18 protein-coding genes are annotated in these 24,431 nt (G+C 71.0%); all 18 read left to right on the top strand.

The annotated features are described in order from the left end of the window. The first annotated feature begins 73 nt into the window (after positions 1–73). The 18 genes from CLV68_RS21165 (at position 74) to CLV68_RS21080 (ending at position 24,425) form a co-directional block, all read left to right on the top strand. Positions 74–544, top strand: coding sequence for a VOC family protein (locus CLV68_RS21165; RefSeq protein WP_121392646.1), 471 nt, complete (start codon positions 74–76; stop codon positions 542–544). After that, positions 541–1,431 carry an L-tyrosine 3-hydroxylase gene (locus CLV68_RS21160; RefSeq protein WP_121392645.1) on the top strand — a complete coding sequence of 297 codons (891 nt, stop codon included), beginning with the start codon at positions 541–543 and terminating at the stop codon, positions 1,429–1,431. Before CLV68_RS21165 ends, CLV68_RS21160 begins: the two co-directional genes overlap by 4 nt. Then, on the top strand, positions 1,428–2,345 hold the full coding sequence (locus CLV68_RS21155; protein ID WP_246010022.1) for an LLM class flavin-dependent oxidoreductase: 918 nt from the start codon (positions 1,428–1,430) through the stop codon (positions 2,343–2,345). The genes CLV68_RS21160 and CLV68_RS21155 overlap by 4 nt, the downstream gene beginning before the upstream one ends. Continuing rightward, complete coding sequence (locus CLV68_RS21150; RefSeq protein WP_246010021.1) at positions 2,342–3,151, top strand: phenazine biosynthesis protein PhzF; 810 nt, start codon at positions 2,342–2,344, stop codon at positions 3,149–3,151. Before CLV68_RS21155 ends, CLV68_RS21150 begins: the two co-directional genes overlap by 4 nt. Next, positions 3,148–4,950 carry a gamma-glutamyltransferase family protein gene (locus CLV68_RS21145; RefSeq protein ID WP_121392644.1) on the top strand — a complete coding sequence of 601 codons (1,803 nt, stop codon included), beginning with the start codon at positions 3,148–3,150 and terminating at the stop codon, positions 4,948–4,950. Before CLV68_RS21150 ends, CLV68_RS21145 begins: the two co-directional genes overlap by 4 nt. A 91-nt stretch (positions 4,951–5,041) precedes the next feature. Continuing rightward, the gene (locus CLV68_RS21140; RefSeq protein WP_121392643.1) at positions 5,042–6,187 is read left to right on the top strand and encodes an aminotransferase class V-fold PLP-dependent enzyme; all 1,146 of its coding nucleotides are present in this window, start codon (positions 5,042–5,044) and stop codon (positions 6,185–6,187) included. Positions 6,188–6,205: 18 nt separating this feature from the next. After that, positions 6,206–6,991, top strand: coding sequence for a tryptophan 2,3-dioxygenase (locus CLV68_RS21135; RefSeq protein WP_121392642.1), 786 nt, complete (start codon positions 6,206–6,208; stop codon positions 6,989–6,991). A 39-nt stretch (positions 6,992–7,030) separates the two neighbouring features. Next, positions 7,031–7,771, top strand: coding sequence for a methyltransferase (locus tag CLV68_RS21130; protein ID WP_121392641.1), 741 nt, complete (start codon positions 7,031–7,033; stop codon positions 7,769–7,771). Next, complete coding sequence (rffA, locus tag CLV68_RS21125; protein WP_121392640.1) at positions 7,768–8,919, top strand: dTDP-4-amino-4,6-dideoxygalactose transaminase; 1,152 nt, start codon at positions 7,768–7,770, stop codon at positions 8,917–8,919. Before CLV68_RS21130 ends, rffA begins: the two co-directional genes overlap by 4 nt. Positions 8,920–8,966: 47 nt before the next feature. Next, positions 8,967–10,265 carry a class I SAM-dependent methyltransferase gene (locus CLV68_RS21120; protein WP_121392639.1) on the top strand — a complete coding sequence of 433 codons (1,299 nt, stop codon included), beginning with the start codon at positions 8,967–8,969 and terminating at the stop codon, positions 10,263–10,265. Beyond that, a complete protein-coding gene (locus tag CLV68_RS21115) occupies positions 10,262–11,332 on the top strand; it encodes a methyltransferase (RefSeq protein WP_121392638.1) in 1,071 nt (356 codons plus the stop codon). The genes CLV68_RS21120 and CLV68_RS21115 overlap by 4 nt, the downstream gene beginning before the upstream one ends. Continuing rightward, positions 11,325–12,167 (top strand): alpha/beta hydrolase, encoded by an 843-nt coding sequence (locus tag CLV68_RS21110; protein ID WP_121392637.1) that lies wholly within the window; start codon positions 11,325–11,327, stop codon positions 12,165–12,167. Before CLV68_RS21115 ends, CLV68_RS21110 begins: the two co-directional genes overlap by 8 nt. Then, a complete protein-coding gene (locus CLV68_RS21105; protein ID WP_121392636.1) occupies positions 12,164–13,486 on the top strand; it encodes a glycosyltransferase in 1,323 nt (440 codons plus the stop codon). The genes CLV68_RS21110 and CLV68_RS21105 overlap by 4 nt, the downstream gene beginning before the upstream one ends. Next, the gene (locus CLV68_RS21100; RefSeq protein ID WP_121392635.1) at positions 13,483–14,511 is read left to right on the top strand and encodes an FAD-dependent monooxygenase; all 1,029 of its coding nucleotides are present in this window, start codon (positions 13,483–13,485) and stop codon (positions 14,509–14,511) included. The genes CLV68_RS21105 and CLV68_RS21100 overlap by 4 nt, the downstream gene beginning before the upstream one ends. A gap of 45 nt (positions 14,512–14,556) precedes the next feature. Next, on the top strand, positions 14,557–16,863 hold the full coding sequence (locus tag CLV68_RS21095; RefSeq protein WP_121392634.1) for an ATP-binding cassette domain-containing protein: 2,307 nt from the start codon (positions 14,557–14,559) through the stop codon (positions 16,861–16,863). A 6-nt stretch (positions 16,864–16,869) separates the two neighbouring features. Then, the gene (locus CLV68_RS21090; RefSeq protein WP_121392633.1) at positions 16,870–18,657 is read left to right on the top strand and encodes a non-ribosomal peptide synthetase; all 1,788 of its coding nucleotides are present in this window, start codon (positions 16,870–16,872) and stop codon (positions 18,655–18,657) included. Between the two features lies 1 nt (position 18,658). Beyond that, a complete protein-coding gene (locus CLV68_RS21085; protein WP_121392632.1) occupies positions 18,659–23,017 on the top strand; it encodes a non-ribosomal peptide synthetase in 4,359 nt (1,452 codons plus the stop codon). Beyond that, positions 23,010–24,425 (top strand): FAD-dependent oxidoreductase, encoded by a 1,416-nt coding sequence (locus tag CLV68_RS21080; RefSeq protein WP_121392631.1) that lies wholly within the window; start codon positions 23,010–23,012, stop codon positions 24,423–24,425. Before CLV68_RS21085 ends, CLV68_RS21080 begins: the two co-directional genes overlap by 8 nt. Positions 24,426–24,431: the final 6 nt, after the last annotated feature.

Here is a 24,431-nt window from a genome sequence, read left to right as displayed (position 1 = left end):
CGGCTCGGCTGAGCCCGGCACGAAGTCGGGAGAACGAAGACGCACGCGGCGTTCGCGACCGAAAGGGGACACGGTGAACCGACTGGACATCGCGCTCACAGTCAACCACATCGCCATCCAGACCGACGACGTCGAGGGCACCATCGCCTGGTACAAGGAATTCCTCGACAGCAGCGTGGAATGGGAACTCGACGAGTTCTCCGACCTCACCCGCTCGCGCCTTCCGGGGATCGGGCGGCTGGCCGAACTGCGCGCCGGGGACGTCCGGCTGCACGTGTTCGACCGCACCGAGCACAGCGGGCACGGCCCGGGGCCGCTCGACCACCAGTTCCAGCACGTCGGCATCGTCGTCGACGACGTCGAGCACCTGGCGGCGCTGCGCGACCGCTGGCTGCGCGCCAAGGAGGCCACCCAGGTCACCTGGCAGCGGGAGGAACCGCCGTCGGACATCGTGATCGACTCGTCCGGGATGAGCAGCCTCTACGTGCTGGACCCCAACGGCCTGGAGTTCGAGTTCCTGCACTTCGCCGAGGCGGACTCGTGACGCACGACCGCAGGCGCCCCCAGGCGTCCACCGACCCCGCGCTCCAGCCGCGGTTGCTGTTCCTCCCCGCGACCGACGGGGACTACGCGGACAGCGACGACACCGCGCACGGCGCGGACCTGGACCACTTACCCGACTACACCCTCTTCGGCACGCGCCCGGTCGAGGCGCGCCGGGTGTTCTGGTACCGCTGGCTCGCGGGACACCAGATCTCGTTCGCGCTGTGGCGGGCGATGAGCGACGTCGTGACCCGCCGCGGTGACGACCTGCCCTCGGAGCGCGAACTGGAGGTGCTGACGTCCTGCGTCGACGGCTACAGCGCCATGCTCCTGTACTCCGCGACCGTGCCCCGCGACCACTACCACGCCAACATCCGCACCAGGATGGCGTTGCAGCACCCGTCGTTCAGCGGCGCGTGGGCCCCGGACCACAAGCCGATCCGGCTGCTGTTCCGCGGCCGGTTCGACTGGCAGGACGACCCGTCGTGCCGGGAGCTGGACGAGGCCGTTGCCCGCAACCGCCGCACCCACGACTTCATCGCCGACCACCTCGTCCCCGACGGCCGCTCGCTGCTGCAGAAGTCCGCCGGGACCGTGCGCCAGGGCGTCTCGCGGGACAAGGAGGACCTCTACGACAACTTCTTCCTGACCATCCGCCGCCCGGTCGGCCACGCGGAACTGGTCACCCAACTCGACGACCGCGTCGCGGAGCTGGCGGAGGACCTGGCCCACCACGGCCTGTACCCCGAGGTCGACGGCAGGCACCACCCGGTGGTCACCGGTCGACCGGACCCGGCGCTGCGGCCGCTGATCGCCGAGATGCCCGCCACCCTGCGCCGCGCGGCGCACCTCGTCGCCGGGATGCACTACGCGGGAGCCCGGTCATGACCGCTGTGGACGTGGGCTCGATGCGCTTCGGCGTCGTCGTCCTGCCCGAGCACGAGTGGAAGGTCGCCGAGCAGCGCTGGCGCACCGCCGACCACCTGGGATTCCACCACGCCTGGACCTACGACCACCTGATGTGGCGCTGGTTCGCCGACCGCCGCTGGTACGGCGCGATCCCGACCCTCACCGCGGCCGCGACGGTCACCGACACCATCGGCCTGGGCCTGCTCGTGGCCACCCCGAACTTCCGCCACCCGGCCGCCCTGGCCAAGGACCTGGTCACCGTGGACGACGTCGCCGACGGCAGGCTCATCTGCGGCCTGGGCGCGGGCGCTCCCGGGCACGACGCGAGCCTGCTCGGTCAGCCGCCGCTGGACCCGCGCACCCGCGCCGACCGCTTCACCGCCTTCGTCGACCTCCTGGACCGGCTGCTGGTCCACGGCGACGTGGACGAGTCCTCCGACTGGTACACCACGGCCAACGCCACGTTCCACCCCCGCGCGGGCCAGGGTGAGCGCCTGCCGTTCGCGGTGGCCGCCGCTGGGCCGAAGGGCATGGACCTGGCCGCGCGGTTCGGCCGCCACTGGGTCACCTCCGGGCCGCCGAACGACTTCGACCCCAAGCCGCTGCGCGAGGTCATGCCGGTGCTCAAGCGCCAGCAGGCCACCGTCGACGCGGCGTGCGAGCGGGTGGACCGGGACCCGGGTTCGCTGCGCAGGCTGCTGCTGGCCGACGCGGCCGTGGGTGGCGTGACCTCGTCGGTCGCCGCGTACGAGGACGCCGCCGGTGAGCTGGCCGACGCGGGGTTCACCGACCTGGTCGTGCACTGGCCGCGCCCGGACCAGCCGTACCAGGGCGACGAGCAGGTCGTCGTCGACTTCGCCGAGAAGCACCTGGTAGGTGTGGCATGCGCGTGACCGACACCCGAGTGACCACAGTGGACATGTTCGGCGCCGAGCCGGGCCGGGGCAGCGCCCTCGACATCCTGTTCCCGGGCGATCCGGACGAGGCCGCCCAGCACGCACGCGAGTCGCGGGCCGACGAGACCGTGCTGGTCAACCTGTGCGACCGCGCCGAGCGGACCTTCGCCTCGCAGGTGTTCACCGCGAGCGGGGAGACGCCGTTCGCCACGCACTCCCTCGCGGGCACCGCCGCGCACCTGGTCAGTGCGGGCAGGCTCGCGCCGGGCTCGGTGGGCCGGATCTCCGACGCCGGGTGCCAGTGGCTGTGGACCGACGGCCGCGAGGTGCGCGTGCCGTTCGACGGTCCCGCGCTGCACGAGGAGATCACCGGCGAGGTGTTCGAGCCCTACGGCGGCACCGCGATCGCCGCCGGCGTCGGCAGGGCGTTCACCTTCGTCCAGGTCGAGCGGGACCCGCGGGACTCGCCCGCGCCCGACCTCGACCTGATGTGGGCGAACAAGCTCACCGACCTCACGCTGTTCCGCTGGGACCGCGAGCGCGGCGAGGTGCTGGCCAGGGTGTTCGCCCCCGGGTTCGGCATCCCGGAGGACGCCGGGTGCCTGCCCGTCGCCGCGGCCCTGGGTGTGCTGGCCGTGGCGCTCGACGCCGAGCAGCAGGGCGCGCCGGTGATGGTCCGCCAGGTGACCGAGCGCGGCACGGAGTCCGTGTTCACCTGCGTCAGCGTGGTCGACGACGGCACCGCGACGGTGAACGTGATCGGCCGGGTCTGGGGCACCGCGGACAGGGGAGGGCAGGGATGACCACGCGACCGGAGATGTGGGGGAGTCGGGGCGCCACCTCGTCGACGCACTGGCTGGCGAGCGCGGCGGGCGCGTCGATGTACGACCACGGCGGCACCGCGTTCGACGCCGCGGTCGCCGCGGGGCTGGTGCTCCAGGTGGTCGAGCCGCACCTCAACGGCCTCGGCGGCGACGTGAGCATCGTCTTCCACGACGCGGCGACCGGCACCACCCGCGCCATCTGCGGCCAGGGCCCGATGCCCGCGACCGCCTCGATCGAGGCGTTCCAGGCGCTCGACCTGACCGCGGTCCCGGGCAGCGGTCTGCTCGCGGCCACGGTCCCCGGCGCGTTCGGCGCCTGGATGCTGCTGCTGGAGGAGCACGGCACCCTGCCGCTGCGGACGGTGCTGGAACCGGCCATCCACTACGCGACGACCGGTGTTCCGCTGCTGCCCAAGGCTGCGGAGATGATCGCTGCCGTCCAGCCCGTGTTCGCCGAGCACTGGACCGAGTCCGGGCGGGTGTTCCTCGACCGCGACGGCCACGCGCCCCGGGCCGGGCAGCGGTGGAGCAACCCGTACCTCGCCGACACCTACCGGCGGCTGCTGGCCGAGGGTGAGGCCACCGGCCGGACCCGCGAGGGCGTCATCCGCGCGGCCTCCGACGCCTTCTACCGGGGGTTCGTCGCCGAGGTCATCGACGACTACGTCACCGGTCACGCCGTCCTCGACGCCACCGGCGACACCCACGCGGGTCTGCTCACCGGGCAAGACCTGGCCCGATGGACCGCCGAGGAAGAGGCGACGCTGACGCTGGCCTTCGGCGACCGGGTCGTGCACAAGGCGGGCCCGTGGACCCAGGGGCCGGTGTTCCTCCAGCAACTCGCGCTGCTCGACGGCATCGGCTCGACCGACTTCCTTGGCGCGGACTACGTGCACCGGATGACAGAGGTGACCAAGCTGGCCTTCGCCGACCGCGAAGCCTGGTACGGGGACCCCCGCTTCACCGACGACCTCACCCCGTGGCTGCTCGACCCCGACTACAACCGCGCCCGCGCCGCCCTGGTCGGCGACACAGCGTCCCTGGACCTGCGTCCGGGCGTCATCGCGGGCCGTCAGCCCCGGCTGCCGGACCTGCCGCTTGGCGAGCTGGAGCCGACCGACCCGCCGTGGCTGGTGCAGCTGCGCGAGGGCATCCCGGTGACCGTGCCGGTGGCGCTCCTGGCGACCCAGACCAGCGGCGACACCTGCTGCGCCACGGCCGCCGACGACAGGGGCAACCTGGTCGCCGCCACCCCCAGCGGTGGATGGCTGAAGAGCTCGCCGGTGCTGCCGGGCCTCGGGTTCCCGCTGGGTACGCGCGGGCAGATGGCCTGGCTGGACCCGGGGCACCCCAACGCGCTGGTCGGCGGCAAGCGGCCGCGCACCACGCTGAGCCCCACGATCGTCGAACGCGGCGGCCGCGGTGAGCTGGCCTTCGGCACCCCCGGCGGTGACCAGCAGGACCAGTGGACGCTCCAGGCGTTCCTCGCGCACACCGCGTTCGGGCTCGGGCTCCAGGAGAGCGTGGAGGCCGCCGCGTTCCACAGCGACCACGTGCCGACCTCGTTCGCCCCCCGCCGCGCGGCGCCCGGGGTGATCACGGTCGAGTCCGGCATCGGCCGGGACGTGATCACCGCGTTGGAGGCCAAGGGGCACACGGTCAAGGTCGTGCCGGACCGGACCTTGGGCAAGGTGTGTTTCTCCGCCGTGGGGGCCGACGATTCCTGCCGGGCCGCCGCCAGTCCGAATGGAAATCAGGCATACGCGATCACGCGGTGATTGTTCACCTCGATCTGACAGTTGTCTGATGGTCACCGAGAATGGATCCCGGATACCGTCGACGCAAGCCGAGACAGCGGAAGGAGGTGCCATGTCCGTGCCCGGGGAAGTGATCGGTGGGTTCGCCACCGGTGATCTCATCCACCTCAACGGCAATTCCCTCGGTCCGCCGAGGACGGACCTGCTCGACCGGCTGGGCACCGTCGTGTCCGAGCAGTGGGCCAGGGGACAGGTGCGGGCGTGGTTCCGCGACGGGTGGCTCGACCTGCCGCGCACCGTCGGCGACAAGCTCGCGCCGCTGCTGGGTGCCGCGCCGGGCCAGGTGGTCGTCGCGGGGGACACGACCTCGACCACGCTGTTCAACGCGCTGATCGCCGCGTGCAGGCTGCGGGAGCGCCCGGTCCTGCTCATCGAGGGCGACGCCTTCCCGACCGACCTGTACATCGCGGCTTCCGTGGCGCGCCTGCTCGGCCGCGAACTCGTCGTCGAGACCCGCGACGGCTTCGACACCTACCTGGGCGAGCACGGGGACAAGGTCGCGGTCGCGCTGGCCGCGCCGGTCGACTTCCGCACCGGGCGGCGGCGCGACATCGGGTCGACCACCGCGCTGTGCCACGCCGTCGGCGCGCTGTCGGTGTGGGACCTCTGCCACGCCGCCGGTGTCCTGCCCACCAACCTCGACACCAACGACGTCGACCTGGCCATCGGCTGCGGCTACAAGTACCTCGGCGGCGGACCGGGCGCGCCCGCGTTCCTCTACGTCGCCGAGCGCTGGCAGTCCGAAGTGGACTTCCCGCTCGCCGGCTGGCACGGGCACGCCGACCCGTTCGCCATGACGCCGGACTACGTCCCGGCCGCGGGCATCGACCGGGGCCGCAACGGCACCCCGCCGCTGCTCAGCCTCGTCGCGCTCGACCACGCCCTGGACCCGCTCGTGGCGGTCGGCATCGACGAGCTGCACCGGCGCGCCAAGGCCCTCGGCGAGGCGTTCCTGGACGCGCTGCACCCGGACGTCGAGGTGGTCTCGCCGCGTGATCCCGAGCAGCGCGGCGGACACCTGGCGCTGCGCGTGCCCGACGCCGACGCGGTCGAACACGGCCTGGCGGAACGGAACGTGCTCGTCGACGCCCGGCCACCCGACCTGATCCGCGTGGCGTTCGCGCCGCTGTACGTCACCCCCGAGCACGTGCGACGCGCCGCCGAGGCGATCCACAGCGTGCTCGCCCCGCCGAACTGACGCCGTGGAGGTAACACCATGACCCAGGCGCCGGAGTACGTCGCCTACGCCCGCATGGACGAACTGCACGAACTGCAGAACCCGCGCAGCGACGCCCGCGGCGAGCTGAACTTCATCCTGCTCAGCCACGTCAAGGAACTGCTGTTCCGCGCGGTCACCGACGACCTCGACACCGCGCGGGCCGGCCTCGGGCGCGACGACGTCCCCGACGCCTGCCTCGCGCTGGCCAGGGCCGTCCGCACCCAGCGGGTCCTGGTGGCCTGCTGGGAGTCGATGAACGGCATGTCGGCCGACGAGTTCGTGGCGTTCCGGCACGTGCTCGGCGACGCCTCCGGGGTGCAGTCCTTCGCGTACCGGACGCTGGAGTTCGTCATGGGCAACCGCCCGCGCGACAAGGTGGACGCGACCTATGTGGATGGACACCCGCTGCTGCGCGCCGAACTGGCCAAGCCCTCGCTCTACGACGCCGCTCTGGCGCACCTGGCCAGGCAGGGCTACGCGGTCCCGGCCGATTGCCTGGAGAAAACTCCCGCGCAGCAGCATGAACTGAGCGCGGGGGTGGAAGGTGTCTGGTTGGAGGTGTACCGCGACTCGACCAAGCACCACGCGGCTCACCGGCTGGGCGAGGCGCTGCTGGAGGTCGCCTACCAGTTCTCGCACTGGCGGGCCACCCACCTGCTCGTCGTGGAGCGGATGCTCGGCGGCAAGAACGGCACCGGCGGCAGCGACGGCGCGCCCTGGCTGCGCGCGATCAACGAACACCGGTTCTTCCCGGAGCTGTGGACCTTCCGCACCCAGCTCTGAACCGGAACTCAAGCGACACCGACTGAACGGGAGGGACGGATGAGGGAGCTCGGTAGGGAGATGGCGACAGGGGCCCTCCAGGACGCGCGGCGCCTGTGCGACCAAGACCAGGTGTTCACCCTGCACGGCAAGGAGTGGCACCAGCTCGCGGGCGTGGTGGGCAGCGAGTACAACACCTCCACCGGGCTGTTCGCCGAGTGGCTGCCGTACGCGGGCGCGGTGAGCATGCTGGAGATGGGCTGCGGTTGCGGGGTCGCGGCGGTGACCGGTGCGTTGGCGGGCTGCCGCGAGGTGGTCGCGGTCGACATCAACCCGCACGCCGTGGCCAGCGCAAGGCTCAACGCCGAGCGCTACGGCGTGGGCGACCGGGTCGACTGCGTGGCGAGCGACCTGTTCGCGGGCGTCGACCCGAACGCCCGGTTCGACCTGGTGTTCTGGAACTCGCCGTTCATCGACGGCGACACTGAGCGCGCCGACGGCGACTACTTCGCGGATCACTTCTTCGACCCCGGTTACCGGCTGCACGAGCGGTTCCTCACCGAACTGCCCCAGCGCCTCACCGACGGCGGCCGCGCCTTCCTCGGCTTCAGCTCCGCGATGGGCGACGCCGACGAGGTCGCCGCGATCGCCAAGCGCAACGGGATGGACATGCGACCGTTCCGGTCGGAGAGCTTCTCGGTGCCGCAGCACGAGATGGGCACCGCCGAGGTGTTCCGGCGCGCTGCCGACGAGCGCGGTGAGATCGTCATCGACCTCTCGCTCGTGGAACTGGTCCGATGACCAAGGCGATGACGGACCTGCTGCCCTTCACGGAGCCTTACGTGGCCCCGCGCCAGTGGGACTACCTCCGCGACGCACTGGAGACCGGCAAGCTCGACGGCAACGGGCCGTACACCGAGCAGGCGGCCGCGGTGGTGCGCAGGGTCACCGCGGCCGCCGAGGTCCTCCTCACGCCCTCGTGCACGCACGCGCTGGAGATGTCGGCGATCGCGCTGGACATCGAGCCGGGCGACGAGGTGATCGTCCCCGCGTTCTCCTACGCCCCGACGGCGTGCGCGTTCGCCCTGCGCGGTGCTCGACTGGTCTATGTGGACAGTCACCCGGACACGCTCAACGTCGCCGCCGATCACATCGCCGCCGCGATCACCGAACGCACCAAGGCGATCGTGGTGCTGCACTACGCGGGCGTGCCGTGCGAGCTGGACCCGATCATGGCCATCGCCCGCGAGCACGGGCTGGCCGTGGTGGAGGACTCGGCGCAGGCGTTCGGCAGCACCTACCGCGGCCGCCCGGCCGGGAGCTTCGGCCGGTTCGCCACGCTGAGCTTCCACGCCACCAAGAACGTGCACTGCGCCAAGGGCGGCGCGCTGCTGGTCAACGACCCGGCCGACACCGACCGGGCGAGGACCATCCAGGACCGCGGCACCGACCGGCACCACTACTTCCGGGGCCTGGTCAAGGAGTACCAGTGGGTCGAGCTCGGCTCCAGCTCCATGCTCAACGAGCTGCTGGCGGCGCTGTTGGCCGCGCAGTTGGAGACCTTCGACGAGGTCCAGGCCATCCGCGGCCACTGGTGGAGCACCTACGACACGACCCTGCCCGGCTGGGCCCGTGAGCACGGAGTGGCCACGCCGCACATCCCGGCGCACACCACCCACTCCGCGCACCTGTACCACTTGATACTGCCCACAGAGGACTCGAAGTCCGCGCTGCTGGAACACCTGGCGGCACAGGGGCTCACGGCCACGGTCCACTACCTGGCTCTGCACGACACCCCCGCCGGTCGCCGTTTCGGACGACCCGGCCCGGGTGGGTGCGCTGTCGCGGAAACGGTGCCGCGCAGGCTGGTGCGCCTGCCGATGCACGCGGGCATGGCGGCCGACTACCAGCGCATGGTCATCGACGCGGTCACCGACTTCCGGCCATGACCGCACCAGCACCACCGAACTGACCGCTGAACGGAAACGGAGAGACGATGCAGCACACCCGTGTGACACCGGTCCGATCCTGCCGGGTCTGCGGTGCCGACGACTGGCACACGTTCCTCGAACTCGGCCGGGTCCCGCTGGCGAACTCGTTCGTCACCGACGAGTCCGTCCCCGAGGAGATCTTCCCGCTGGCCCTGATGTCCTGCCGCGAGTGCAGGCTGATGTCGCTGACCCACGTGGTCGACGAGCACGACCTCTACGACCACTACTTCTACGTCAGCTCCCCGTCGCGGCTGATCCACCGGCACATGGAGGGCCTGGCCAAGCACTACCGCGGCGCGCTCGACCTGGGCGCGGAGTCGCTGGTCGTGGAGATCGGCAGCAACAACGGCGACCAGCTGGCGAAGTTCCAGCAGCACGGCTGCCAGGTGCTGGGCATCGACCCGGCGCGGAACATCACCGCGCAGGCCCGCGACCGCGGCGTGGACACCCGCACCGACTTCTTCACCGCCGAGGTCGCCAAGACCGTGCGCGGCGACCGGGGCCGTGCCGACCTGATCATGGCAAGGCACGTGATCGCGCACATCGACGACCTGCACGACCTGGTCGCAGGGGTGCGGGAACTGCTGGCGCCGGACGGGTTCTTCGCCCTGGAGGTGCCGTACCTGGTCGAGCTGATCAACCGGCGCGCCTTCGACACCGTCTACCACGAGCACCTGTCGTACTTCCTGGTCGGCACGCTCAAGCGGCTGTTCCAGGAGTTCGACCTGCGGGTGGTCGACGTCGCCGAGTTCGACGTGCACGGTGGCTCCATCGTGGTCACCGTCGCGCACGACGACTCCCGGCACCCGACCAACCCCGACACCGTCGACGCGCGGATCAAGGCCGAGGCGGACGCGGGCCTCTACCGCGACGACGCCTACGACGGGTTCGCCGACATCGTCGACAACCTGCGGGCCGCGCTGCGCGCAGGCATGCTCGACCTGCGCGGCGAGGGCCTGCGGATGGCCGGGTACGGCGCCTCCGCCAAGGGCGTCACGCTGCTGACCACCAGCCAGGTCCCGCCCGGCTCGCTCGAGTTCTGCAGCGACACCACCCCGGAGAAGCAGGGCACGCTCATCCCCGGCCTCGGCATCCCGGTCGTCTCCCCGGAGCAGGCCCGCGAGCGGGAGCCGGACGTGTACGTGCTGCTGGCCTGGAACTACCGCGACGAGATCCTCGCCAAGGAGGCCGATTTCCTGGAGCGCGGCGGCCGGTTCTTCGTCCCCATCCCGCAACCCCGGCTGGTCGGCGCCGAGGAGCTCGCCGCGTCGGCTGGTGCGGTGACGACGGGGGCCCGCCGATGAGCCAGCAGACCATCGCCCCCGCGGTGGAGCCGAAAGCCGACCTCGGGCCGCTGGTGCCGGTGCTGTTCGGGTTCTCCGCCTTCCAGCAACTGCGCGCGGCCTCGGAGCTCCAGCTGTTCGAGTACCTGACCCTCAACGGCCCGTCGACCGTCGAGCAGGTCGCCGACGGCTTACGCCTGCCGGTGAAGTCGGCGCGCAAACTGCTGCTCGGCACCACCTCGCTCGGCCTCACCGATCGTGACACCGATGGTTACGTCCCCGCCGGGCCGCTGCGCGAGGCGCTGGAGGACGGCACCTGGCCGCTGATCCGCAACATCATCGACTTCCAGCAGCGGCTGTCGTACCTGCCAGCCAAGGAGTACGCGGAGTCGCTGCGCACCGGCAAGAACGAGGGCATCCGGCACCTGCCCGGCACCGGCGCCGACATGTACACCCGCCTTGAGCAGACCCCGGAGCTGGAGAACCTGTTCTTCCGGGGGATGAACTCGTGGTCGGAGCTGTCGAACCCGGTGCTGCTGGGCCAGGTCGACTACAGCGGGGTCGGGCGCCTGCTCGACGTCGGCGGCGGTGACGCGGTCAACGCGATCGCGCTGGCCACCGCGCACCCGCACCTGCGGATCACCGTGTTCGACCTGGAGGGCGCCGTCGAGGTGGCCAGGGACAACATCGCCGCGGCCGGGCTCGACGATCGGATCGATGTGGTCGTCGGCGACATGTTCGGCGGCGAGCTGCCCGGCGGGTACGACATGGTGCTGTTCGCCCACCAGTTCGTCATCTGGTCGCCCGAGCAGAACCAGGCGCTGCTCAAGCGGGCGCACGACGCGCTGCCGCCCGGCGGTCAGGTCGCGGTGTTCAACGCCTTCGCCGACGACGACGGCCGCGGCCCGCTCTACTCCGCGCTCGACAACGTCTACTTCGCGACGCTGCCCTCGGTCGACTCGACCATCTACGAGTGGCGCGAGCACGAGGAGTGGTTCACTGGCGCCGGGTTCGCCGACATCACCCGGGTCAAGGGCAACAGCTGGACCCCGCACGGCGTGCTTCTGGGAACCAAGAGCCATGGCTAATGCCCTGCTGGACCGCGAGTACTCCCCGAGCTCGGTAGCCCGCGACCCGGAAGGGTCGTTGCGGCACTACCGGGCCCGGGGGGACGCGGCGCGCGCCCGGCTCGTAGTGCACGAGTCCGTGCCCTACGGCGCAGACCCGGGCGAACGGTGCCACGTGTTCCCGGCAGGTCCAGAGGCGCTGGTGTTCGTGCACGGCGGTCACTGGCAGGAGTCCGGCATCGACGACGCCTGCTTCGCCGCCGAGGACGCCGTGGCCCAGGGCCTGGCGTACGTCGCGATCGGCTACGGGCTCGCCCCGGCGCGAACCGTGCCCGAGATGATCACCTCGGTGGCGCGGGCACTCGACTGGCTGGCCGAGACCGCCCCGCGGTACGGGATCGACCCGACCCAGGTCCACGTCGCGGGCAGCAGCGCAGGCGCCCACCTGCTCGCCGCCGCCCTCACCCGCCCGAGCACACCGCGGGTCCGCACCGCGTGCCTGGTCAGCGGCCTCTACGACCTCACCGAGATCCCCCGCACCTACGTCAACGACGCCGTGGGCCTCACCCAGGAGCAAGCCGGGGCACACAGCCCACTGACAATGCCCGCACCCCGCTGCGACTCGGTACTCCTCGCCGTCGGCCAGCACGAAACCGGCAGCTACCTGCGCCAACACGCGGCTTATGCGGCACACCTGGGTGCGCTCGGGGTGCCGGTCACCGCACGGATCGTGCCTGATCGGGACCACTTCGACCTGCCGCTGGACCTGGCTGACCCGTCGACCGCGTTCGGTCGGGTCGCCGCGCGGCACCGGGTCGCTCGGACACAGAAGGGAAAGGTGAGCTCATCCCGATGAAATACCTGATCACTTCCATGCCGGTCCTGTCGCACCTGCTGCCGCTGGTGCCGCTGGCCCAGCAGCTCGTCCTCGACGGCAACGACGTGCTCGTCGCGACCAGTGGGGCCGCTGCCGACGCGGCTCGTCGCGCGGGGCTCACCACGGTTGACGCCGGTGGGTCCCGTGACGCGCGGGCGCCGTACGACCGGTTGCTCGACATCATCGAGAGTGGCAATGCCGGGCACGGGCCGGTCGACGAGGACTCGCTCACGCTGCACGGCGAGTACTTCGGGGAGGTCGGGTTGCGCATGCTCGACGACCTGCTCGACATCGGCCGGGCCTGGGGTGCCGAGGCGATCGTCTACCCGGGCATTCACTCCGCCGCGCTCGTTGCCGCCCACCAGCTCGGCGCGGTCGGCGTGCTGCACGGGTACGGTTCGCCGCTGCCGACCTTCGAGCCCGCACTCGCGCACATCCTCGCCTCCCGCCCCGACCTGCCGGACCGGGTTCCCGAGGCCGCGGTCGAGATCGACGTGCTGCCGCCGTCGCTGCCCAACAACGCCGAGCTGCCCTGGACCAACGGTGTGCCTGAGCACCGGCTGACCATGCGGTACGGCTCGTTCAACGGCGCCGCCGACGTGCCGCGCTGGTTGCTGGGTGAGCGCGCGGTGCCCAGGATCGTGCTGACCTGCGGGTCGACCGAGGCCCAGTCCCGGCGCGGCGCGACCTACCGGACGATCATCGAGGCGCTCGACGGCACCCCGTGCGAGGCGGTGATCCTCGCGGGCAGCGCGCAGCTCGACCTGCTGCCCGACCCGCTGCCGTCGTGGGTGCGGCTGGAGAGGTGGTTGCCGCTGAAGTTCACCCTCGACCACTCCGACACGATCGTGCACCACGCAGGCTCCGGCACGGTGCTGACCTCGTTCGACTCCGGCCTGACCCAGGTGGGCATCCCGATGCCGGGCACGGTCAGCGTCGGCAACGCCCAGTCGATGGCCGCTTCCGGCGCGGGCACGATGCTCGACCTCAACGCCCTCGACTCCGACGAGCTCGCCAAGGCCGTGGTGGCCGCCCTGACCTCGCCGGAGCAGCGCGCGGCGGCACGGGCCGTGCAGCGCGAGATGCACGGCATGCCGTCGGTGCGGGAGGTCGCCACCAGGGTGACCGCGATCGTCGCCGCCCAGGCAAGTGTTCCAGCCGCCCAGGCAAGTGTTCCAGCCGCCCAGGCAGGTGTTCCAGTCGCCGAGGAAGGTGTTCCAGCCACTCAGGCGGGTGTTCCAGTCGAGCAGGCGGGTGTTCGGGCCGGGAAGGTCGAGCGGGTCGGGGGGCGGCGATGAGAGCCGCGGTCGTCGGCGGCGGTCCCGCCGGGCTGATGACCGCGCTGCTGCTCGCCCGGCGCGGCGTGGCGAAGGAGGTGGTCGTGTGGGAACGCGACCGTGAGGAGAACGCCGGGTTCGGCGTCATCCTGCCCCCGGAGGCCACCGAACTGCTGCGCCGCGCGGCACCGCACCTGGCCGACGAGTTCGCCGACCACGTCGTGCGGTGGCAGACCACGACCGTGGAACGCGAAGGCGACTCGTGGACCACCTCCGCCACGCCGGACCTGGCCGCCATCGCGCGCGCCACGTTGAACCGGTTGCTGTGGCAGGAATGCGCGGCGGCCGGGGTGATCCTGCGGGAACGCGCGGCGCCGCGGCTGTCCGCGTTGGCCACCTCCTACGACCTGGTGGTCTGCGCGGACGGCGCGGGATCGTTGGCCGACCAGGCCGGGTTCGAGGTGTCGCTGAACCAGGTCGGTCCGCGGTTCGCCTGGCTGGGGCTCGACGACGCCGTGGACGGGTTGACGTTCCTGACCCGGCCGGTCGCGGGTGGCCTGTTCATGGCCCACGCCTACCCGTACAGCGCCACGGCGAGCACGTTCCTGCTGGAAGGCCAGCGCGCCATCGACCCCGACGACATCCGGGCGCTGTTCGGGGTGCGGGTCAGCACCGGCACGGGCGATGACACCTACCAGTGGCGCACCTTCCGCGAGCGAGTCGTGCGGCCGTGGGCGTTGGGCAATATCGTGGTCGTCGGAGATGCCGCGCACACGACGCACTACTCGATCGGCCACGGGACCTACCTCGCGTTCGCGGACGCGGAGGCGTTGGTGGACGCCGTGGCGGGCGCGAACACGGTGGCTGCTGCGCTGCGCGACTACGAGGCATTGCGGCGTCCGGTGGTGGAGCAGGCCCAGGGGTTGGGCCGGGCGAGCGCCGAGTGGTTCACCCAGGCGGTGGACGAGCTCGACCGACCCCTGAGCCGGTTCGCCGCTAGCCTGCTGACGCGGGGCGGCCGCTTGGTGCGCGCCAACGGGCCGTAGCCGCCAAGCGCCGCCGAAATCCTTACCGAGGAAGGACTTCCACCTGTGAACAGTGCCCGGCCGCCGTTGGTCGTTCACGACGCCCGCACCAACAACCTCACCGGTGTGACCGTGAGCATCCCCTCGCCCGCGCTCACCGTGGTGACCGGCGTGTCCGGGTCGGGCAAGTCCTCATTGGTGTTCGAGACGATCGCCAAGGAGTCGCAGCGCCAGCTCAACGAGGTCTTCCCGTTGTTCATCCGCAACCGGTTGCCGAAGTTCGAGCGCCCCGACTTCGAGCGGATGGAGAACCTGGCCCCGGCCATCGTGGTCGACCAGCGCAACCTGGGGCGCAGCGCCCGGTCCACCGTCGGCACCCTCACCGAGGTGCACGCGATGTTGCGGGTGTTGTTCTCCCGCCACGGGAACCCGAGCGCGGGTGAGTCCACCGCGTACTCGTTCAACGCCCCCGACGGCATGTGCCCGGAGTGCGAGGGCTTGGGCGAGGTGCTCACCGTCGAGGTGGACCTGTTGCTGGACAAGACGAAGTCGCTCAACGAGGGCGCGATCACGCACCCGAACTTCGCCGTGGGCACCAACTACTGGAAGCGCTACGCCACCGCGCACTACCACGTCGAGCAGCCCGCGAAGAGGCTCGGCAAGGAGCTGTTCGACGCGGACAAGCCCGTGAAGGACTACACCAAGGACGAACTGGAGTTGCTGTTGTACGGCAGCGACTTCCAGACCGACCGGCTCGACGACCTGAACAACGTGGCGGTCAACGACTACGAGGGCTTGGTCGACCGGTTCACCCGCCGGTTCGTCAAGCCGGGCCTGGACTCGCTCAAACCCAAGGACCGCAAGCACGTCGAGCCGCTGGTCGACAAGAAACCCTGCCGCGCCTGCAAGGGCACCCGGCTGGCGCAGGCGGTGCTGAAGTCGAAGATCGATGGCCACAACATCGCCGATCTGTCCGCGTTGCAGGTGACCGACCTCGTCGACGTGCTGCGCAAGATGGAGAAGACCATCGGCGACGGCTCGGTGCTGCGTCCCCCGATCGCGGCGTTGACGCGCATGGAGGAGGTCGGCTTGGGGTACCTGTCGCTGGACCGGTCGTCGCTGAGCCTGTCCGGCGGCGAGGGGCAACGGCTCAAGACCGTGCGGCACCTGGGTTCCAGTCTCACCGGCATGACCTACGTGTTCGACGAGCCGAGCGTCGGGCTGCACCCGCGCGACGTGGAACGGCTGATCACGCTGCTGCACCAGTTGCGGGACAAGGGGAACATCGTGCTCGTCGTCGAGCACAACCGCGCCGTGATCGAGGCCGCCGACCACGTCATCGACATCGGCCCCGGCGCCGGGGCACGTGGCGGTTCGGTCACCTTCGAGGGCACGGCCGCCGCGTTGGCCAAGAGCGACACGGTCACCGGTCGCGAGCTGCGCAAGCCGATCCCCGAGCGCGAGCCGCGCGAGTTCACCGAGCACCTCAAGGTGCGCAGGGCTTCCCTGCACAACCTGCGCGGCGTCGACGCCGACTTCCCGCTCGGCGTGCTGACCGTCGTCACCGGCGTGGCCGGTTCGGGCAAGAGCACGTTGGCCACCAAGGTGTTGCCGCAGCAGCACCCGGACGTCGTGGTGATCGACCAGAGCGCGGTCGGCATCAACCCGCGCTCGACCCCCGCGACCTACGCCAAGATCTGGGACCACATCCGGACCCTGTTCGCCCGCGAGCACGACGTGAAGCCGGGCCTGTTCAGCTTCAACGCCGAGGGCGGCTGCCCCACCTGCAAGGGCCGGGGCACCATCACCAGTGACATGGCCTACCTGGACCCGGTCACCGTCGTCTGCGAGACCTGCGGCGGCCGCCGGTTCGACCCGGCCGTGCTGGCGTACGAGGTGGGTGGCCGGTCCATCGCCGACGTGCTGGAGACGACCATCGAGGAGGCCGTCGACCAGTTCTCCGACGAGACGGTCACCGAGCGGCTCCGCGCCTTCCTCGACGTCGGCCTCGGCTACCTCACGCTGGGCCGGTCGCTCTCGGAGCTCTCCGGCGGCGAGCGGCAGCGGGTGAAGCTGGCCAGCAGGCTCACCGCGAAGGGCTCGGTCATCGTCTTCGACGAGCCGACCTCCGGCCTGCACATGGCCGACGTGCGGCACCTGGTCGACCTGTTCGACCGGATCATCGACGCGGGCAACACCGTCATCGTCATCGAGCACGACCTGGACGTGGTCAAGGTCGCCGACTGGGTGATCGACCTCGGCCCCGGCGCGGGCTCCGAGGGCGGCGAGATCGTCTTCACCGGCGTGCCCGCCGACCTCGCCAAGCAGAAGAACAGCCTCACCGGACGCCATCTCGCCAAGGAGAGGAGCTGACAGCCCATGACAGCCACCACCCAGGCCAGGGCAGCCCAGCCTGGAGCAGTCACCACTGACACCATCCACGGCGCGTTCATGCGCACTGCCCGAGAGCACGCCACCAGCGAGGCGATCTCGGATGGCACCACCACGGTGACCTACGCCGAACTGGACGCGGTCACGAACCAGATCGCCCACGCGCTGCGCGACCGCGGCCTCACGCCCGGGCAGAGGGTCGGCGTGCACCTCGACCGCTCGCTCGCGACGTACGAGGTGTTCCTGGGCGGCCTCAAGGCGGGGCTGGTGGTGGTCCCGTTCAACCCAGGCCACCCGGCCGAGCACAAGGCGCGCATGCATCGCGTCGCCGAGCCAGCGCTCACCATCACCGACAGTGCCGCAGACGGTCTGCTCGCGGACACCTGCTTATCCCTCACGGACCTGCTCGACGCCGCGCGGTCGTTATCCACCGACCCGCTGGGCATGGAGGTGGACGCGGGGGAGCCCGCGTTCGTGCTGTTCACCTCCGGGTCGACCGGCGAGCCGAAGGGGGTCGTGCTCGCGCACCGGGGGATCGCCCGGGTGTCGCGGCACCTCACCGGCTTCACGCCCGGGCCAGGCGACCGGTTCTTGCAGCTCGCGCAGCCGTCGTTCGCCGCATCGACCACCGACATCTGGACCTGCCTGCTGCGCGGCGGCAGGCTCACCGTGGCGCCCCAGCAGGTCCCGCCGCTCGGCGACCTGGCCCGGCTGATCGCCGCCGAGGGCACCACGGTCCTCAACCTCCCGGTCGGGCTGTTCAACCTGCTCGTGGCGCACCACCCGGCGGCCATCGCCCAGGCGCGGTCGATCATCGTCAGCGGCGACTTCCCCTCGGTGTCGCACCTGGAGCGCGCGCTCGACCTGGTCGGCGGCGACCTGTTCAACGCCTTCGGCTGCACCGAGAACTCCGCGCTCACCGCCGTGCACAAGATCACCGCGGCTGACCTGGCCAGCGCCGAGGTCCCGGTCGGGTCGCCCATGCCGACCGTCGAGCTGACCGTGCGCGACGAACACCTCGCCGAGTGCCCGCCCGGTCAGATCGGGGAGCTGTGCATCGCCGGGGACGGCGTCGCCATCGAGTACCTGGGTGACCGCGAGCTGACCGACCGCAAGTTCACCGAGCACGACGGCCGCCGCCTGCTGCGCACCGGCGACCTGGCCAAGCGCACCGACGACGGCGCGATCGTGCTCGCGGGCCGCACCGACCAGATGCTGAAGGTGCGCGGGTTCCGGGTGGAGCCGCGTCAGGTCGAGGTGGCGGCCGAGGAGCTTGCCGGGGTGCAGCGCGCCGTGGCGCAGGCCGTGCCGAGTGACGGTGCCGCTGACCAGCTCGCGCTGTGGTGCCTGCGGGCGCCCGACCACGAGACCAGCGACCGTGAGCTGCTCGACCACCTGCGGTCCGCGCTGCCCGACTACATGGTCCCCGCCGTCGTCGAGTTCCTCGACACCTTCCCGCTCAACGCGAACGGCAAGGTCGACCGCAAGGAACTGTCCGGCCGCCTTGTCGACCGGACAGGCGAGCCCGCGGGTGAGTCCTCGGGCGACCGGTTGGCGGAGACGGTCCGGTCGACGCTGGTCGAGGTCACCGGGGACGCGCGCATCGGCCTGGACGACCGGCTGATCGAGGCCGGGGTCACCTCGCTGCACCTGATCGACCTGGGCGCGCGGCTGGAGGAGATCGTCGGGGTCAAGCTCGGGCCGGACGAGATCGTCGACGCCGGCACCGCGCGTGGCATCGCCGACCTGATCCGCACCCAGCGGGCGCGGCGCTGACATGACCAGAACCGACACGACCACCGCCGACACGACCACCGCTGGCACGAGTGCTGCTGACAGGACTGCTGCTGGCACGACCACCGCCGACCCCGCGACCGAGCGGTTCCCCACCTCACCGGCCCAGGCGGGCCTGTGGTTCGCCAGCACCTACGGCGACGACCCGACCGCGTACAACCAGCCCCTGGTGCTGCGCCCCCGGGTGCCGCTGGACCACGCCCACCTGGTCGAGGCACTGAGCGTCGTCCACCGTGACCACTCGGCTTTGCGCACGGTGTTCGAACTGGACGGGGACGTCCGACAGGTCGTGCACACGGACCTGCCGCCGATCGTCGACGTGCGGGACCAGCCGCGTGAGCACTCAGGCTGGGTGACCGCACAGGTCGCCGAGGTCGCGGGCACCGTCTTCGACCTGCGCGACGGGCCGCTCGTGCGGGTCCGGCACCTGCGGCTCGCCGACGAGGGCAAGAGCGTGCTGGTGTTCAACGTCCACCACACGGTCTTCGACGGGATGTCCTGGAAGCCGTACCTGAGCCAGGTGGAGGCCGCGTACACCGCGATCGCCGCTGGTCAGGAGCCCGAGCGCGCCGCCAGGCGGCAAGCTGTGGAGTCCTACGCGCGGTGGGCCGAGCGCGCAGACGCCCCGGCGACGGCGGCGTACTGGCGCGACAAACTCGCCGACGCCCCCGTTGCCACGCGCATCGGCCTGCCGGGGGAGAGGCGGGCGCGGAACGTCACCCGACACCTGGTGCTGGACGCGGAACTGACCACGCGACTGCGGGAGTTCTGCAAGGCCGAGGGGTTCACGACGAGCATGGTGTTCGTCGCCCTGTACTTAATGCTGCTGCACCGGCACACCCGCCACGACGACGTGCTGGTCGGCATGCCGGTCACCGTGCGGGAGGGCGCCGACACCGGGGTCGTCGGGCACCTCACCAACACCACCGTGCTGCGCCACCGGCTCGCCGAGGACGCGACCGCGCGGGACGTGCTGCGATCGGTGAAGCAGGAACTCCTGGAGGTCCTGCGGCACCGGCACGCGCCCCTAGAGGCTGTTGTTGGCGACCTGCGGGGGCAGGGCGCGACTGTTGATCTGTTCACCGCCATGGTCACCGTCATGCCCGCCGAGGCGCGGCGCCTGGACCTGCCGGACTGGGGTGTGAAGACCTGGGACTACACGCCGGGTGGGGCGAAGTACGACCTGGCGCTGGTCGTGGACGAGTCCTCGGACCACTACACGATGATCATCGAGCACAACTCGCGCTCGGCCGAGGGTGGTGCCTTCGCGGGCCACCTGGTGGCGCGCCTGGAAACGCTGCTACACGGGGTCGTTGCCGAGCCGGACGCGCTGGTCAGTGACCTGCCGTGGGTCAGTGCCGAGGAACAGCGGGCCATCGCCACGCTGTGCGAGCGCCAGGCGGACGCGCCCACCCTGGGGACCGAGGTGGCCGACGACCTGCTGAACGCCGCCATCGCCGAGGCCGGTGCGGACACCGCCGTGGTCGCCGATGGTGTCGAGATCACCTACGCCGAGCTGGACCGGCGGGTCGACTCGATCGCCGCCGGTCTGGCCGCCAGGGGAGTGGGGGAGTCGCGGCCGGTCGCTGTGCTGCTGCGGCCCGGGTTGGACCTGGTGACGACCATCCTGGGGATCCTGCGCGCGGGCGGCAGCTACGTCACTTTCGACGTGGGGCAGCCCCGCGAGCGGCTGAACTTCGCCCTGGACGACTGCGGTGCCCGGATCCTGGTCAAGGCCGCCGATGTCGAGGTGGACCTGCCCGACGGGCTCGACGTGGTGTCTCCGTCTGATGTGGACAGTGAGCTGCCGTTCGCTGTCTCGGCGCGGAAGTCGCCGACTGATCCGGTGTACACCGTGTATACGTCGGGTTCCACCGGGCGGCCCAAGGGCGTCGTGCTACCGGAGGTCACGCTGACCAACCTGGTGCGCAACCAGGCCGCCATGTCGGCAGGGCGCCGGATGCGCACACTCCAGTACATGTCCCCGGCGTTCGACGTGATCGCCGAGGAGGTGTTCGGCACCCTGTGCACCGGCGGCACACTGGTCATCCCGCCCGCCGCCACCCGCACGGACTTCGTCGCGCTGGCCGAGTTCCTCGCCGAACACCGCGTCGAGCGGGCGTTCTTCCCCTACGTGGCACTGCGTGAACTCGCCGCCGTGCTGCGCTCGTCCACAGTGGACCTGGCTGACTTGCGCGAGGTGTACGTCACCGGCGAGCGGCTGACCATCACCGATGACCTGCGCGCCATGTTCAAGCGCTACCCGAACGCGCGGCTGAGCAACATCTACGGGCCGTCCGAAGCCCACCTGTGCACGGGGGAGGAGTTGCCCGCCGATCCCGACGAGTGGCCCACGCTCCCGTCGATCGGCCGGGTGGTCGCGGGGGTCGACGCCCGGGTGCTCGCCGACGGTCAACAGGTGCCGTTCGGTGTCGAGGGGGAGTTGTGCGTCGCCGGGCCGGTCGTGTCGCCCGGGTACATCGGGCTGCCGGAGAAGACGAGCCAGGCCATGGTCGACGACCCGTTCGCCCCTGGTCAGCTGATGTACCGCACCGGTGACGTAGTGGTTCTCGCTCCGGATGGCCGGTTGCACTACCGAGGTCGCGCCGATGATCAGGTCAAGATCCGTGGGTACCGCGTGGAACCCGGCGAGATCGAGGCCGTGCTGGAACGCGTGCTGGACATCGAGGCCGCCGCGGTGGTCGTGGTCCCCGCCGGTGCCGACCGCGCGTTGCACGCGTTCGTCCGTGGCGCCGAGCCGCCCGTGGACTGGCGTGCGCGGCTCGGCGCGGACCTGCCCGGGTACATGATTCCCCGCCAGGTCACCCGCCTCGACGCCATCCCGGTCACGCCCAACGGCAAGACCGATCACCGCGCGCTGCGCGCCTGGCTCGACGAGCACGAAGAGGAGGAGCCCGCTTCCGAGGTTGCCTGGAGCGAGATAGAGCGCACGATGGCCGAACTGTGGACCGAGGTTCTGGGTGACGCGCCCGCCGACCCGGACGCCGACTTCTTCCTGCTGGGCGGTCATTCCCTGCTCGCGGCCCGGTTGCACCGGCTCGTCCGGGAGCGATTCAGCGCTGACGTGCCGCTGTCGGCTTTGCTGAACACGCCGACCGTGCGCGGGATGACGGCGAGCCTGGGCGACCGTGGCGCACCCGTGGCGCCGGACCTGCGCTCCGAGGCCCAGTTGCACGACCTCAAGGTCGGGGAGCGCCAAGCGCCGGTCGACGGCGTCGTGTTGCTCACCGGTGCCACGGGATTCCTCGGCAGTCACCTGCTCGACGAACTGCTGCGCCAGGGCCGTCGAGTATCCTGTGTGGTCCGTTCGGACAGTGTCGAGGCCGCGGGGGGTCGCCTGCGCGAGGCGTTCGACAAGTTCGCCATCACCACCAGCGTCGACCAGGTCGGCATCGTGCTCGGTGACCTCAGCCAGCCTCGACTCGGCCTGGGGGAGGGGTTCGAGTCGCTCGCCTGGTCGGTGAGCGAGGTCTACCACGCCGCCGCGCACATCAACTTCGTCGTCCCGTACCACACGGTGAAGCGCACCAACGTCGACGGATTGCGCCACCTGCTCGACTTCTGCGGGATCAACCGCACCCCGTTGCGGCTCATTTCCACCCTGGGCGTGTTCCCGCCGGACTCCACACCGGACACCGTCGCGGAGGACACGATCCCGGGCGACCCGGCGTCACTGGGCATCGGGTACTCGCAGAGCAAGTGGGTCGCCGAGCACCTGGCGCTCCAGGCGCGGGCGGCCGGGCTGCCGGTCACCCTGCACCGGGTCGGCCGGATCGGCGGGCACAGCCGCACCGGCGCGTGCAGGCACGACGACTTCTTCTGGTTGCAGCTCAAGGGGTTCGCCTTCTTGGGGCAGTTCCCCGAGGACATCACCGACGCGCCGCCGGTCGACCTGCTGCCGGTGGACAACGTCGCCCAGTCCATCATCCGGCTCTCGGACCGGGCACCGGAGAACGAGAACTGGCACGAGCACCACGGTGTCGGCCTCACCTGGTCGGAGATCATCGACTCGCTGCGCGAGCAGGGCTACGCCATGGCCGCCACCACGCGGCCGCAGTGGCTCGCCGCGCTGGAAGAGCAGGTGCAAGACGATGACCGGGGCGAAGGGCTCGGCACCCTCGTGCCGCTGATGCGCGAGGGCGTGATGCGCCTGGGCACGCACACCTTCGACAACGCGCGCACCAGGCGTGCCCTGGCCGATCTCGGGTACCCGCAACCCGAGCAGGACACGGAGTGGGTCCGCCGGATGTTCGACTACTTCCGGGCGAACGGCACCGCGCCGCGGCCTGACGCAGCCAACCGGGGAGGTCGCGATGCCTGACCGCACGACACGCTCAGTGGTGATCATCGGAGCCGGGCCGGTCGGCTGCGCCCTGGCCACACTGCTGCGCCGCCAGGGCGTCGCGGTGGACGTCTACGAACGTGGCGGTGAGTCCTCGGGCGGGTCCGGTCACTCGTTCAACCTGACCCTCACCTCGCGTGGGCTGGATTGCCTACCGCGTTCGGTCAAACGGCGCCTTTACCTACAGGGCGCGGTACTCACGAAACGGATCATCCACCACCGCGACGGTGCCATCTCCACCCAGCCGTACGGCACCGACGACGCCCACCACCTGGTGTCCATCCCGCGTGGAGTCCTCCAGGACACCTTGCGCGACCAGGCTTTGCGAGCGGGCGCGAGGATCCACTACGAACACGCCTGCGTCGATGTGGACACCGCGCGCCCGGCTGTCCTGCTGCGCGACCGCGACGGTGCCACCGGGTGGGTCGAGGCCGACTTGGTAGTTGGCTGCGACGGCGCCAACAGTTCGGTCCGCGAGGCCATCGCCACCGCGCACCCCACCGAGCTGTGGGTCACCCGCGACCACATCGCCCACGGCCACGCCGAGATCACCATGGACTACGCCGACGCCGACCCGACCGGCATGCACCTGTGGCCGCGCGGCGACCACTTCCTGCAAGCACAACCCAACCGGGACCGGACGTTCACCACGAGTCTGTTCAAGCCCGTGGAAGGCGAGTCCCGCGAACGCCACTTCGCCGAACTGCCGTCCCCGGACGCCGTCAGCGACTACTGCGCCACCGAGTTCCCGGATGTCGTGGACCGGATGGCCGAAGTGGAGCACGACCTCACCGATCGTCGGCCCGGTCGCCTGCGCATCATCAGCTGCGCCCCGTACCACCACCGCCGGGCCGTCCTGGTCGGCGACGCCGCGCACGCCGTGGTGCCGTTCTTCGGGCAGGGCGTGAACTGCAGCTTCGAGGACACCGCCGCGTTGGCGGCGCTGCTGGCCAGGTCCCGGTTCGCCTCGGCCGCGGGCGACCCGGTGGACGTCACGCTCGCCGAGTACAGCGCCGTGCGGGTCAGGGCCGGGCACGCGCTGGCCGACCTGTCGCTGCGCAACCTGGAGGAACTGTCAGAGCAGGTGGACAGCTCGACCTTCCTGGCCCGCCGCGCGTTGGAACGGCGGCTGCACGAACTGCACCCGGACCTGTTCACCCCGCTGTACCAACTGGTCGCCTTCAGCACGACGTCCTACGACACCGCGCAGCGCGTGCACCAGGAGTTCAGCACCGCCCTGGACCGGGTGTGCGCGGGACGGGACCTGCGGCTGGAGCGGGACGCCATCATCGCCGAGTTCGCCGAGCGCCACAGCAGGGACCGATTCACTCTCCCCCGCCGCCCGCCCCCTCGCCCCGCCCGGCATCGTTCCCGGCTTGGCGACTGATGGCTC

This window comes from Actinokineospora cianjurensis, assembly GCF_003663795.1.
In the GTDB taxonomy this organism is placed as follows: Bacteria; Actinomycetota; Actinomycetes; order Mycobacteriales; family Pseudonocardiaceae; genus Actinokineospora; species Actinokineospora terrae.
The sequence above is the reverse complement of the archived record's forward strand: the minus strand, read 5'-3'. Positions and strand labels throughout refer to the sequence as shown.

Bases quoted from the DNA above. Each gene is read 5' to 3' on its own strand.
- CLV68_RS21155 (WP_246010022.1), top strand. From the start codon at position 1,428: ATGACCGCTGTGGACGTGGGCTCGATGCGCTTCGGCGTCGTCGTCCTG.
- CLV68_RS21145 (WP_121392644.1), top strand. From the start codon at position 3,148: ATGACCACGCGACCGGAGATGTGGGGGAGTCGGGGCGCCACCTCGTCG.
- CLV68_RS21140 (WP_121392643.1), top strand. From the start codon at position 5,042: ATGTCCGTGCCCGGGGAAGTGATCGGTGGGTTCGCCACCGGTGATCTC.
- CLV68_RS21135 (WP_121392642.1), top strand. From the start codon at position 6,206: ATGACCCAGGCGCCGGAGTACGTCGCCTACGCCCGCATGGACGAACTG.
- CLV68_RS21130 (WP_121392641.1), top strand. From the start codon at position 7,031: ATGAGGGAGCTCGGTAGGGAGATGGCGACAGGGGCCCTCCAGGACGCG.
- rffA (WP_121392640.1), top strand. From the start codon at position 7,768: ATGACCAAGGCGATGACGGACCTGCTGCCCTTCACGGAGCCTTACGTG.
- CLV68_RS21120 (WP_121392639.1), top strand. From the start codon at position 8,967: ATGCAGCACACCCGTGTGACACCGGTCCGATCCTGCCGGGTCTGCGGT.
- CLV68_RS21115 (WP_121392638.1), top strand. From the start codon at position 10,262: ATGAGCCAGCAGACCATCGCCCCCGCGGTGGAGCCGAAAGCCGACCTC.
- CLV68_RS21110 (WP_121392637.1), top strand. From the start codon at position 11,325: ATGGCTAATGCCCTGCTGGACCGCGAGTACTCCCCGAGCTCGGTAGCC.
- CLV68_RS21105 (WP_121392636.1), top strand. From the start codon at position 12,164: ATGAAATACCTGATCACTTCCATGCCGGTCCTGTCGCACCTGCTGCCG.
- CLV68_RS21100 (WP_121392635.1), top strand. From the start codon at position 13,483: ATGAGAGCCGCGGTCGTCGGCGGCGGTCCCGCCGGGCTGATGACCGCG.
- CLV68_RS21090 (WP_121392633.1), top strand. From the start codon at position 16,870: ATGACAGCCACCACCCAGGCCAGGGCAGCCCAGCCTGGAGCAGTCACC.
- CLV68_RS21085 (WP_121392632.1), top strand. From the start codon at position 18,659: ATGACCAGAACCGACACGACCACCGCCGACACGACCACCGCTGGCACG.
- CLV68_RS21080 (WP_121392631.1), top strand. From the start codon at position 23,010: ATGCCTGACCGCACGACACGCTCAGTGGTGATCATCGGAGCCGGGCCG.